Raw genomic sequence first — 15,211 nt, forward strand, 5'->3', positions numbered from 1 at the left:
TTAATTAGATCTTTCAACGCCTTCAGATTCAGTATATGTCTCAGATAATGGCTGCGCTCGTGTATATCCTGTAGGTGTATTAAGATTCTTTGACACTTGAGCCATATTTTCACTTTCGTATTTTTCTATGAGTATCCCAACGATCAATACGCCTATCCACTCTTTTACCGTCTCAGGATATTTACTCAGTAGTATTTCTGCAATTAAAGTGTTTTCCTCTTTAGTAAACAGTTGACCTTTAAACAATTTCTCCCGCATAAGATCTGATGCTTCAACACCGACCAACCCGCGCGCTTCATGATAATCAATAGCTCCAATAACTATGGATGAGATTTTATCAGTGTTCCTCACCGGTGACATTAATATTTTATCTACGAATATTTGCTGTGTTGACTTATCAAGCTCTCTGGCAGCACTTTCTACAAACTGACTGTCTCTTGCCAATTGTTCTTTTACTGCTTTAAGATCATCTGTTCTAATTACATCAATCAGTTTATCGTTAACCACAGTAAGAGCCAATATTTTATTTAAGTAATTCTTCAAATCATTGAGTTGTTTAGCGTTGACTATAGGTTTATTACTCTTCTTTAGATAATTCATTTCAGCGTAGATATTAAGAGCGTCCTGTATAGCACCTACTTCATCAAGCCTTAGTATCGTTACGCGGTTTGCAATCAACCCTTTAAGATACTTTGCACTCTCATCATTATTTTCGGCTAATACTGCCAGAGCATCTCTGGTTATAGCATTCTTTGGCATATTCGGCATCATATCAAATATCAGTGACTGCACGAACTGCAGGGCCCTTGGTGATTTACCAATTGCTACTGCTGCTTCATCAAGTGATGCACCTTTACTCATCATATCCCTTATTATAATGGATAACAGTACACGTGCCTCCTGATCATTGAGAACATCTTTGAGAACATCTTTTTCAGACAATAATTGTACTGCTCGTTTAATCAGCATATCACGATTAATATCTTTAGGAACTTCCACAACAGGTTTTGGTATGGTTATCGGAACAACCTCTTCCACTACAGGTTCTATAACTTTCGGAGGGACAATAGTCGCAATTTTATTAAATAAATCACTAATGACCGTACCGATAGGCTGGATCATCTTGAGAAAGAAAATAATCGCACCGCCGAAATAATATGGATTAAAGATCTGCGCGCCTTCTGCGGTCAAAGTCAGCGTACTTGCATGCCCAACAGTCGGCATTGCAAATAACGCCCCTACTATAAGAATTAATATATAAATTCCACGTTTTGTCCTTGGACTAATTGCATCCCATCCAGCCCAGATCCCGCTGGCGGCTAACAACGTTAGAGTATATGTCCCTTTTAGTACGAACCAAACAGCAGACCCGACAAATACCGGTATAGAGATCGCCATAGCCGCAGCCTTAACGATTAAAGAAACAGTATAATTAACCGATTTAGCTTCAATAACAGCTCTAAATGTATCTATTCCTCCATGCCATACCTTAGCAATATTTCTTGAGAGGATATTCATTTTCTCTAATGCACGTGCGCGTCTTCTTACCCTGAGGTCTTTTACTCTAATAACTTCTTTTTCCTGTGCCAGCTCGATTATCTGCTTTTGATTCTCAAGCTTTTTCAAATAGAGTTTTATACCCCGCGAAGTTCCCAGTATTACGCGTCGAGTATATTTATGGAACACTTTTCTCTTATCAGGGGTCATCTTGCGTACCGTGTATGATATCTCACCCGGACCGATTATCACACCGGTTTCAGCATCATGTTGCGGTATGTGGTTAAAGTTAAATGTCAAACCGGTTATCCCTAAGGGATATTCGTAATTCGCTTCTTCTTGCTGGTTATAGGTGCCATTTTGAATCATAGCAACCAGTCTTTCGATTTCTCCTCTTATCACTTCCATATCTGCCGGCTTGAATCCGGCATTACCCATCATAGTTACATCTTCTTCTTCGACATATTCTTCAGCTTCTTCTTTAAATCTCCTTAACCCTAAAAAGAGCGGTAATAAAAGAAAAATACCATCATAAAGCGGCTCGTCAAAATCAACGCCCGGATTATTCTTTTTAATAATATCGCCCCTTGTACTATTTCCAAACACCTTATCCGAAATTGACTCTAATGTATCGTCTTTCTGTGTTTCATAGCTAACCATTTTATGATCAGGCAATTTTTCAAAATCAAATACATTGAATCCGCTTTCAGCCTCAAGTGAATTTATTGATGTAGTAAGATGTATAAGGCTTGGATCAATGTCAAGCCCGTCAAAATTCAATTTTATGCCGGTCGCCATAGGCAGTCCGTATTGTCCCGAATAAGATCTGCTTTCGGTCATTGCTTCAAGTATTTCATACTGATATTCATCTATCTTTTGAACAAGCTCTACAGCCATTTTCTGTAATTTTCTTGCTTCTTCACTCTTACCTTCAGCATGCAGCACGCTAGCCTCTGTATGAAGGATCTGAACCGCTTTCTTCAATCCGAGTATATAGTGGGTCGTATCTTCAAAATTAACCACTTGTTTACCATCCCAATACGAGGCAACTTCAAATTCTGCAAGGACACCTTTTATCTTCACATAATCGGCCTTGTTGTATTTTCCCCAATACTTCACTTCCTTGACATGATCGGTTCCGATTTTTGTCATCATAGAATAGATCAATTGGGCATTAAATGTTTTAGGATCCTTTTTAGCTAGATCTTCAAAGAGCCCTGACAAAAGCGCCCATGAATGCACATCAAGTGCTCTTCGGGTATCAACGGTACCGTCTTCAAAAACCCTTTTACCGTCTACCATCTTTGACGTGAGGTTATTTACACCGCGGTTAAACATTCCGTCTTTTTTATTGTAAATAACATCTGCAAACCAACTCAGGTTGATACGCAATGCAGCCTCTATCTTTTGCGCTTGATCACTAAGTTTTTTCTTCTGAACAGGATCAGCTTCTTTATCGGCCAATTCCTTAAAATATGACCCCCACAGCTTCAATGATTTACGGGCATCTATATTCTGTTCTGCAGACTGTATATTGTTTTCTTTGCCGTCACGGACAAAAGTATTCGCAAACCCACCGTTTGTCGCCTGCCTTTCAAGTATTGATGAAACAAGCTCTTCAGCCATACCTACATATGCCGTGTCCTTTTCATGCACCGTATAACGATACAAACTCATCAGGTACCATGCATTATTACCGATCTCAACATCGCTTGCAACGATACGGCCATTGGAGTCAAAACCGTTCGGGATCAATCCTTTGAATTCACCCTGTTCTTTTTGCGTTTCGATAATTTCATTAATCTGATCAAAGGTCAACTTAGCGTCTTTATAATCACCTTTTGACATCTGGTACAATGTCGCACGGGCCTGAGTATAAAGATCCGCGTAGAACGTTTTCTCTGCCGTCGTCCATAATCCATTCACCATCCGCATATTAAGTATCAAGTTATCTCGTTCAGTGTGAAGTGCCGGATGCGGTTCCTTGAAATCAAAAATGTCTTTTCCAACAAGATGCTCTTTTATTTCCACTATTTTACCGGGTATTTCTTTCAATTTCCTTAAAAATAATTCTTTTTTGCCTTCAGTAGGATCGCCAATATCTTGGTCCCTTATAACACCGAATTTAATATAACTGCTTAGCGCATTTGGATCAAGATGTGCTAATACAGCTGCGATAAGATCCTCGTTTGATTTAACAGTGTCAGCCCATGCCTTAAGTGTTATTAATCGTCTTTTATGCGGAAATGCTTCTTTTCGTGCTTCTAATAACTTCTGATATTGTTGTGTTGCCTTTCGGTAGAGCGGCACGATTCTTTCATTAAACGCTTTTATGAACCATCGTTTATTTGTTGCATCTTCAGTAATACCGTTATCGCGATCCCATTCATTCATAAGCGCTAACGCATCCTGATCATTATAGAAAATATCAAGAAAATCAGTTATGGCAAGTTTTGCCATAGCATCCGCGCCATACATTTTCATGAGCATTTTATTATAGAACGCTTCATTATCTTTATTTGTCAATATATCAAATTCACCGTTTGCAACTTTTGTTTTTAAGCTACGTAAACGGGCTTTCATCCTTTTTGCTTTTAGCAATTTTTTTACTACATCAAGATTATCGAACTTCTGAAGCATTCTTTCAAACTTTACGGCACGTGTACCCACAGAACTTTTTGCCTCTTTTTTAACACGGTTTATGAGATCACCCAGCCCCATATCATAAAAGCGTGCTATGTAACCCTCTGTTTTTACCCCAAAGGTGGTTAGCGCGGCTTTTACATTCACATTTTTAGTAACATCAACGAATTGAGAGTATATCTTTTCTCTTATAGATGCATTTTCAGGTTTAGAGAGTTCACTACCGATCTTACTATCAAATGCCGCGATCTTTGCTTCCAACTGATCAATCATATACTTATTTTGCTCTACTGAGCGACCTATCTCAATTCTCCTGTCAAGATCTGCGCTAATAGGATCCATGAGATCAAGCTCTGTCTGCTTAACCTTTGCAAGCTCGTATTTAGCTCTATACTCATCATACAATTTAACAAGTTTTGTACGTTCAGCCATAAATTCACTAAGCGTAACATTATCTTTTATGAGATCCATAAGGTTTTTGACAAATGTTTCATTTATAGCGATATCTCCACCAAACCGTTTACGCAATCTTTCCTCTTCTTTTATTACTTTTTCTTCCATCAACTCAGATTCTTTGAGTTTACCGTCAATAAATTTCGTTATAATCTCTTTTACTTGCTCCGGCTGATATCTCGAAACCTTCATCATTGTGCTGCCCAAAAGCCATTTAAAATTCTTAAGGCGTGTATCATACAGTGTTTTCCATTCATTGTATCTCTGCAGAGCACTTTTCTCTGACTCAAAATCGCCAACTCGTCGTGCATTTAATAGTTCATATTGAGCGCCAATATATTTCTTCCTCGATTCTTCAACCTGCTTATATAGTTTTATTGCATTATCAACGCTCTTCATGCTTAATTTGAGCATACGCATCGTCTTCTTTATCTTCTTATTCCTGTCTTTAAGCGTTTTTTCTTTTTCTTTGTCATATGCCTGTTTTGCTATCTTTTTCTTTTGTATTTTTTTAAGTTCCGTATCGTTGGCAGTTTTTTCTTCGGTTAACTGGGTTGCATATACTGTCAGGCCATCTTTTAGCATTGCAAGAAGTTTTCCATCATCATATGTCTTCGTCTCAAGTGTTTCATCTATATCTTTTAAACGCTTTTCGTTTTTACTAACAATATCATCGACCTCTTTTTGCAGCTCCGCGGTAAACTCCTTATGGACACCAGTATATTGCTTGTGAAGATTTCGTACAAACCACCTGAGATTTTTCTCAGCTTTCATTAATCTTTCTTCAGTATTTTCATCGAGTATTTTCTTTTGATAAATATATTCATTATTTGTCATCTTTGCTTTAGCAATGCTAAAGAGAGATTTTTGTATTCCTTCATAGTTTTTAATGATAACGCGTAATTTCTTGGCGTGTGCGGTTAATCCTTTCACTGCTTTTTCCAGTTTTCTATACGTTTTTTTCTTTGATTTGACCCCTTTTATCTTTGCCATTTGCTGTTTGTAGTAAGCGATTTTCTCCTTGATAATGTTTTCTAACCGTCTTAATTTGGTTCTTTCCGTAGTATACTTCGTAAGCAAATGCTGTATGGTATCCTGTAATTTAGTATTAATCTCTTCAAACTGAGCTTTTTCTTTTTCTTTGCGTGCGAGTAACAATGCGTCATCAACATCCACTTTTTTACTTTTCGCTTTTTTTGTTACCGCTTCAATTTCTGATTTTTCAAGTTCAGGCAGTTCACCCTGCTGTCTCAACTGCATTGTGCCTCGTGCTTCTAATAAAAGACCGTCAAGTTTTTCAGTTTCAGCATCACTCAACCTATTCCTGAAACATCGCTGAAAGTCTGATCCCTGCATAACGAGCATTTGTAAATTAAGGAGATCGTCTTTTTGTCCATAGCCAAGATTTACCTCATTTAATAGAGCGATCATGGTCAGATTCAGAGGAGACGTTTTTGACCAATCAAGCAAAAGATCTACCATTTTTTTCTTAAATGCATTTTGATCGGCATTTAGTTTAGCGCTAAGTTTTGCTATTTCACCGATAAGTTTTTCCTTGAGAACAACATCAGTTTCAAATTCATGTTCTTCGATCTTACTCTTTAATTCTTCTCTTAATGTGACCAACGCGGCATGTTCCTTCGATCGTTTTGTGAAACGCTCATTTATTTTTGTATCTTTTACATATGACGAAACTTCCTCTAAACGTTCACCTAGGAAGATTGCCAGCACACCCGCGTCTTTTTTGGTAAATTTCTTTCCTTTTATTGCTTTTATTAATCTTTGAATATTTGCCGATATATCTTTATTCATCTCGACATTTGCCTTCAGCATCCCTACGACATAATCTATTGAACCCGCTTCAGGAATAAAATAATCTTCCTGCAAAATATCCGCGTAGCCTACTTTTCTTGGGCCGGGCATTCCAAGAGCTTTTGGTCCCCCCAAGATTTGCGTAGGTGTTACGATTTCAGCGCCTTCTTTTATCGATTCAGGATCAATGCCTAGTTGTTTTACCCGTGTATCAAGCTCAGATTTCAATAATTGAAATTCAAAAAACGCGCTCAGTTGTGCAAGACGAGCCATGAAATACGCTTCACGGGTAGTTGCCACATCGTCCTGTGTTTTAAGCCCGTTAGAGAATTGTATTAAAGTATAATCCATAGTACCTTTTGTGGTTACAGCAAGATCAGTTGCATTAGCTATTTGTTGTGCAATTCCTTCAAGTTTATTATTTAAAAGCTGTATTTCAAGCTTCGCTTCACGTAAAGTTTCTTCATAATCTTCGCCAAGCTCTTCCAGTGCTTTTCTGGCTATCTCAACCTTTATTTTTCGTCCTTTAGAAACATCGACCGGGAACCGGACAAGTATACCCGATGCAAATATATCTATCTCTACCGGCTTAAATCTTTGTGTCCGTGCTATTTGTATATCTATATTCGCTTCACTCATCTTATCAATAGCGTTGCGAACCTGGGGAATACCGGCAAAAGCCGTTTCTAGCTGTTTCTTTAAATAGTCGTCGATATCACTATCAGATCTTGTTTTCAATTCGTTTGGTCCTATTACACGTAAAAGAGATTTGAGTGATCCGCCGCTGATCTGCGAAAAATCTTCTTTTAATTCAATTTTTGTCGCAGCAGTAACATTAGGTAAATATCGTCCAAGTATCCGCTCTATGCCCATCATCATCATTTGTTCTTTATTTAACTGCATTTTTGAAACATCTACTTTTGCTTTTGCGGTTTCAAGGGCCTGTTTGCTTATTAGTTTCGCTCTATACTGTCTGTCTACTACTCTCAGTGCCTTTTTCGCGCTGATATAGTTACTTTTTGCTGCATCTGTTTTAAATTGTGCCTGCAGCATATCTACATATATCCGCATTGCGGCTACTCTCGCTTCAAGTTCTGACACACGAACACTCGCTTGGGCCTGATTGACACGGCTATCCATTTTCATATTACGCAAAGCATTAATTTTCACTTGTTTTGGCTCTATAGTAAGTTTGAGCGACGAAACTTTAATGTCTGCTATTTCATTATCTGTGGTATACGTCATCTCATCGCCAACTAGGTCCGCAGCCCGTAAAACTTCAGCACCTTTTAAAGGATTTTCCTTTTTCACACGACGTGCTTCTTTCTTTTCCGCTTGCAATGCCTTTTTCATTCCGAGCACCTTTGGATCATTTGAAACATACTCTTTTATAAAATCAGCCATAGTTAGCTTGACTATTTTACGTTTATCAGCTTTTGTTACTTTTACCGCTTCCTTTTTCCAGATATCCCTGTAACGCATAAAAGAATATTTTGCTTTATTGTATTCTTCAAGTAACGCGGTCTGGTCGAGCTTCAATTTTACAAGTTCTACGCGCAAATCAATTAACCGCAACTCTGCTGCTCGCTGTTCATCCAGCTTACCGGTCTTTATCCGTTGCTGTTGGCGAGCAATTTTTTGTTCTACAAAATTGATTTCTATGCGTTTTCGCTCAAGGTCATAATAGGTAAAATCAACTCTATCCTTCGCCTTATTGGCTTCTACCGGAAATCGCGCTTTCATTTCCGCGAGCTGGCGTTCAGCGGCTATCCTTTCGGCTTCTTTGGCAGCAACAGCCTTCAGACGTTTCTCTCTAGCTCCCCTGCTTTCACCTCTGCCAAATATCGCTTTCAGTAGAGAGAGACCTGTTTTAACAGGATTTAACGATAGGTTTATGGACTTCCCTCTCTTTCCTAGACGAACATTAACTCCTGCACCTCCCGGACCAACATAAACACCATCAGGCGCTATAGATCTTCTTCTTATACCTTCCCGTAAATTCTTTAATCTTACTATCAATGCTTCTTGCGCCTTTATTTCACTTTCAATGTCATATCCTTCTATCTGAGCACTCTGTCCTCCGAGATCACCAGTTAAGAAGCTATTATCATCAAGATCCATTGCTACCATAATCGGTGTATCAATAGGCTGAAGGAGCATCGCGTTTAATTGAGCGCGGCTATCAGCTATCTCCACTTTCAGACGAATCTTTTTTCCATTGAATATGCGTATTTCTTTTTCTATATCACGTATCTTGAATGTCGAATCTCTTACTTCAGCGTTTTTCTTTACAGCCAAACCGCCGGTTAAGCGCTCGGCTTCTTCTTTCTGTAATTTAAAACGTGTCTTGTACAATGTCAGTGACCTTTGCATTTCCTCTATAGCTTGATCGATCACTTTTATCTGTTTTTCTCCCCCTTGAATATCAATTGCAAGATCAAATCCACGGCTTACTATCCGATTGACAAATGACTGCTTTTTATACCCAATCTGCTGCTTATATGCATGGGCGGCTCTTCGCATAGAATTTCTATTTGCGGGTGTAAACCTGGATATCTCCCACCCAACCCTAAAATCACCCGGAAAATCCTTAATAAGCGAAAGATTGGCTCTAACATCTCTCTTGCCGGCAACCTTTCCTTCTGTCTCAGCTATTTGCATCATCAAGTCATAGTCCTGAAGTGCAAGCATACGCTCTTTAAGCATGGCGGAAAGACTACCGATTGAGGTAAAATTGGTAACAACAGGATATTTTTTTAATATTGGTTCAGCACCTTCAGGTCTTTTACGTGAAGGCATACCCTTTCTTTTTCTGGTCACTTCAGGAGCTTCAACCCTTCCTATTTCATATCCTGCCGCATTTGCACTGGCAAATCGAGCAAGGCTATAGGCCTTATCCTCAATAATTGTATCGCCTTCATCCAGTGATTTCAAAAGCTCGTCAATACCAAGACTGCCCTTTTTGTATTCGTCTAGTGTCTTTTTTAAATTGTCAGTAAAACTTCCCACCGTATCAATTGTCGCGCCATACATACTTGCAGACAACTGTCCTTTAATTTCCGCACTTTCTTTTCTATCGGTCAATTCTTTTACAAGCCTCACCCACTGCTTTTCATTTAATTGCAGTCGTAACTTAGAAAGCTCAATTCTAAGGCCACTCTTCGAATCGTGGATCGGTATATCAACACTTACTGATGCATGCGGTTCAAATTTACCCCGCTGCGAGATAATTGCGGCACCACCGACATTAGCTTTCGGCAACATTTTCGCCCTTTGAACACGCTTGAGCGCATTCAGATACTTCTCGTTAACCGCTTTTCCCATAAGTCCCGGATTAATATCATTCTTATAATCATCAAGTACCGAGAGCGCCTTTTCAATTGATTTTAGAGGATCTTCACCCTTCAAATTAATACCCGTCTTTATCGGAACATCATCCGGAATGGGAAGCATCGAATGGATCTCTGTCTGAAGATCAGTGTTCCTCCATTCAGCCTTGATCAACCGTTTTTGCAATTCCAACACCATATGTTTCGCTTTTGGAATATCAAGTACCTCAGTTTTTCCGAAATAATTTTTATCGATAGCCGTTTCGTACCCATCACGTTTTACTTTCGCTATTAAGTCCTTGATAGATTGTATCTCTGCTTCAGTAGAAAAAAGTTCCATCCAAAGGTTGGTCATCTTCGATATCTCGGCTCGTACCGTCATCTGAAACTCGGCATCTTTCATCTCAATATTAATCTTCGCTAGCTTAGCAGCCTCAAAGTTTTCAAGCGAGCTGGTGAGAGTACCCCCAACTCCTAAACCTAATCCCTTATCACGATCAACAGCAGCTAAAAGATTAACACCCGGATGCAATAATTTTATTTCATCAAACTGCTCCTCTGATGTTGCCCGCTCTACACGTATAAGTGCTCGCTGCACATTGTTAGAGTTCCTAACAGCCATACGTGCCGCTTCAGCAAGTCCGAGTACCCGCGGCGGTTGTTTCAGTGGTGTTGTAACCGGTCTTTTCGGTGAGAGTTTTGCAAACTTGGGTATCGGAACATACTTATAGAGAACCTTCTCTATAGGTATACCCTTATTGATCTTCTTGAGAATTTCTGCATACGTTTCGAAACGAACCATTTCGCTTTCAAGAGCATACTTTTCAAGTATTTCCTGTGGGACCGCTATTGATTTAAGCATCTGAGTAACGATTGTGCGCGGAATAGGTTTTCCTTCCGGCATAGCTTCATACTTCTTCTTTACCTCAATAAATTTCAGTATTTGCTTATGTATCAATTCCCGCTGTAGCTCAACAATATTTAATATATGGGTCTTTTTGATTTTGTTCAGGAACTGAAAGATATCTTCTATTTTTAATCGTTCTCTATCGATCTCAATTGCGGGTATGATAACTTGCATATCTTTAAGACTATTTAAATCACCACGGATATCACCCAAAAGCTCATTAATGAGACCTTCATTTTTTAAACGTCTATTCATTACTTCTATCGCGTTTCGTATGAGGTTTGCGTCACGTGGATAGAAGTCACGCGTTGCATTAACTGTCTCCGATTCACTTTGCACTTTTGGCACCTTGATATCAGCAAGCTTTATGAGCTCGTCTAATTTATCAATAACCACTTGTATACGCTCTTTATCAGCCTTAACTATATCAGGATTCTTCAAAAGCTTTTTTAGCTGATTCTGTAAAAGTATAATACTTCCGTCAAACTTTCCTACCGACAGATTGTGTAGCTGTTCCATATTTATCACAAAATCTTCAGCATCATCAGACAAAAGTTTCTCTTTTTCAATCTCACTGTCTTGCTGAAGCATTCGTTTTTCTTTCAGAAATGCCAGTGCTTCCGGTGCTTTCAAACGTAATTTACCGAGGAACCTATCAACAACTTTTATGTCTTCCTTTTCATTTTTTATAGCTTCCGTAATCTGCTTTTTAAGATCTTTAAGCTTCTGCTCGAAAACAACTTTCCCTACAGTATTATCCGCTTCAAATTCCCTTGCTAAATAGGGATACTGGAAAAGGAAATGGCTCGGAGATATTTTCTTATCCTTAACTCCATCAAGAGTGTATATCACTTTTTCAATAAACGCCAATTCGCTTTTAAGATCCGTACCCTTAAATTTATACGTGTCTATGAAATCATAGTTATCGATCTCTTCATATGAAACATCTCTGTACGGGATCCCAAGTGATATTATTGTCAGCATAACTGTTCTTTTCACTTCACGCGTATCAGTTGTAAGATAATCCGTTTCGATCTCAGCCGCCTCTTTCGTTTTAGCTAGCAAGAGCTCGATCTCCGGCAGTAGATCCCGACGGGATATAATAGATACATCATACATATCCTTTAAAAAAGCATATCCTTCTTCGAGAACCGAAAGTTCCGGTTTAAGGAAATCAGGGATACTATCTGAAATTCTCTTTATGTCATCTGTTATATCTTCAGAAATTAAATCTCTTGTTTCTTCCGCGACATATGATTTCAATGCCTCAAGGGCGCTCATGACCGCATGCGCAGCCTCAAGGCGCGGCCTGACTTTATTAATTTTAAGGTTCTTAAACCTGTCTGAATTCTTAAAATCTGGGGATAATACGTCTTCAAAAGATATATCACCGATAGGAACACCCGCCTCAATAATTTCCTTTATTGCCGCATACTTTGATTCACGGTACTCATTGAGAGGTTGTTTATATTTCTTAAGAAACTCAACCAGTTCTCTTTTATTCAATCTTACTATTGGATCACCGGTATCTAAAATCCTTGCTAATTCTTGAATAACACTTTCGTCATGCAGGGGCACCCTAAGATCAAACAATCGTTCGAGCAGCGGATAGATAGCCGTCGGATCATCCTTGAATGTTTCAATCGCTATGGTTTTAGCAACAATTTTCTGCCTGTCACGTTCATTAATCTGTTTATCGCGCGCTTTTTTGAGCAGTGTAACTTTCTTATTATGTTTTTTGAGATTTTTATCTGCGCGTGTGCGTGTTTTAATAGCCGTTTCAAGCGCTGCATGTGCGTTAACAAGGTTCTCTTGATGCATTTCCTTGAGCTTTTCGGCTCTACCAACAGCTACTTTCTTGTTCCATTCAATAAATTTCTTCGCTCGGTCAATCGGCCCGTAGACAAACACTTTGTATCCTTCAAATGCCTCTGGCCTCATTGGTGTTGCAGAAGCATTTGGTTCCCTTTTCTTTAATGCACGTAATGCCGCTTCTATTTCTCTTTTTACTTCTTCTACACGTTCCATTTCATCATTAATAAGTGTTTCAGCGTCATCAAGTATCTTAAGATGTTTTTTTGTCTTAAGGTGTTCTTTTGTCTTATCGGTACGGTTAGTGCCAATGATAATGATATCTCCCTTGAGTTTAACGTGATAGTCATTAAACCTCCTGAGCTCCTCTTCATAACTATCAGTAAGACTTCTTATGAGATCCTTTTCAGAATATGCCCCGCCAAGCTTTACCATATCATCTCTCAAGACATTAAGAAGATTGACGTAATAATCTTTTGATCTTGTGATTTCAAGATTATACATATTTACCGCTTTACTCACTTCAAGATCAGCGTCAGTCATTGCCTCATCAACAAATAATTTATCAACGGTATTGAGCTGTTTAATTCCGTACCTGCATGCATCTACAAGGATGTTGTTAAGCTTGAGATATCGCTCTGCCTGATCCCGTTCTTTTTCATTTTGTATGATCCACCGATCGTTTTGCATGAGTTTTACATTGATCTCCTGTAACGTTTTTAAGCTGTTTCTCGCTTTTTCAACCTGTTGCATATTAATCCATTTACGCCCTGTCTCTATAATTGGACCACCGCCTATCACAAGAAGAATCAAAACAACTATCAATATCTTTATAGAACCGCTCCAGTATTTGCGCAGTTTTTCATACCGAGGCTTCCAATGATCCCTTACAACCTTTTCTGCTTCCTGTTGTATTTGCGACTGAGATTGATTGGAATCCGGTGGGGTAGCACCCACTACACCTGCCATACCAAGCAAGATCGTATCAAGCGCGTCATTATCTGTCTGCTGACCTATAAATTTCAGCGCGGCCAAAGCAATGAATGGCATTAGCACGAGCATTTTTACTGATTTAGAAGCCTTTTCATATCCACCTGAAAAAAGTGTCGTCAGATATGGTTCAAACAAATATGGTGCAGCTATCATGGATATAAGCACCAGCAGGAATATACTCAGCGATAGCGGCCCCATAACACCCGAACCATACATAATGAAAGCAGTAGAGTTAAGTACCAGTAGTATTACTCCATATCCTATGGAGAATGGATGATCCCATGTTATACGAACTACCGATCTTTCAGGAGGCTTTCCTTTTAGCGTTACAAGAAATGAAGCCTGTGGGTCTGTTAATGTCGCCATTGTAAAATTTTTCTTTATCCAATTACTCAGATCTCCCACATAATAATTTTTTGAGACCTTGTTATATATTAAATCAAGAGGGAAAGTAGGAATTGTTACAAAAAAGAAATTCCATATATTTGACACAATTGTGACTGTAGAAAGTAACATAAAACCTGCACCCACTACCAACTGCCATGTAAATGCTAATCCCGACATGTATAAGAAAGTATATCCGGCAATAGCATATACAAACTGCATTGGCGAATATTTTTCTGTGAATTCTATTTTTTTATTAAAAAATGGTATTGTAAATTCCCTTTCAACTTCTTGCATCCACGGATAGATCGCATATTTTTCAGCAATTGAAATTGGCAGCGCCATCAATGTTTTACGAATAGCATGAGCGGCTCCCTTTGCTGTATACGGCATAGTCCCGGTAAATGCTGCAGTCAAAGGAATCCAGATCGTTACCAATTTCCATAAATGAGACCATCTGCTTGGTTTAGCAACACCATCAGCATCATAAGCTAATTGTCTTCTCCAGACTAATGCCACAAGAATCGAATTTGGTGATGACATCATAATAACAGCAGGTATCGTCCACGCTGCTGCTAGAGAAGAATATAAAATAGGTATTTTTGAAAAATTCATAACAGAAGAGAGTAAAAACAACATTATTAGACCTAACGTAGCGGGAAATTTAGCCAAATTTGTAATAACATCTTTCTTCTCCACACTCTTTAATCGATTAGGTAATATAAGTTCGCCAAAGCGTCTTAGCAGCAACTCAGTTGAGCCAACACCAAATTTAAATGCCTGTACACAAAAAGACATAAAATCTGCTGGGCTTCCCTCACCTAATTTACAAAATGTAGCAAATAAACCGCGTAACCCTGCTCTCATTCCGGCACGTAATACAACATCAAGGTCTTCAGCTACAAGTGTTTCACCCTTGGGAGCCCACCCACCGGCAGCTTCTAACAACTCTTCCGACAGAATACAATTATGACCATTACATGGAGTAAATCCGAACAATGCTCTTAATGGAAGGAAAAAAGCCCAGTACCCTCTTTCAGCAATACTTTTTACTGAAGATAAATATGTTTCTTGTGGATTTATTGTATATGACTCAAACTGAATAAACCCAATCCCCCATGAATCTTTATAGAATTTCTTGATCTTCTTTTTATCCGAACGTGTGGGGTAAATCTTTCGCAACATTTTGAATTGTTCTTTATACATTGTTCCTTTGAGAACTAAAGTATTGTCAGTAGTATTGTAACTATATTTTTTAGGATATTTATCAATAAAATTCTGCAGATCATCAGTATACGGTAATTCAAGTTTAAATTCAGGCTGACGAAATCTTTTTGATAAGCCGCGTACAGCTTTCATGGATTCCTGTTTAACTAATTCA

At 38.7% G+C, this 15,211-nt stretch carries 1 protein-coding gene (only partly in view); it reads right to left on the reverse strand.

What is annotated here, in order from left to right:
• Nucleotides 1–15,211: the 3' portion of a HEAT repeat domain-containing protein gene (locus tag P9M13_03685; GenBank protein ID MDP8262386.1), read on the reverse strand. The gene runs 13,349 nt beyond the window's last position; the window shows 15,211 of its 28,560 coding nt (coding positions 13,350–28,560); its start codon lies beyond the right edge, outside the window — the gene reads right to left on this strand; its stop codon occupies nt 1–3.

Origin of the sequence: Candidatus Ancaeobacter aquaticus, from assembly GCA_030765405.1 — a bacterium.
GTDB lineage: Bacteria > Auribacterota > Ancaeobacteria > Ancaeobacterales > Ancaeobacteraceae > Ancaeobacter > Ancaeobacter aquaticus.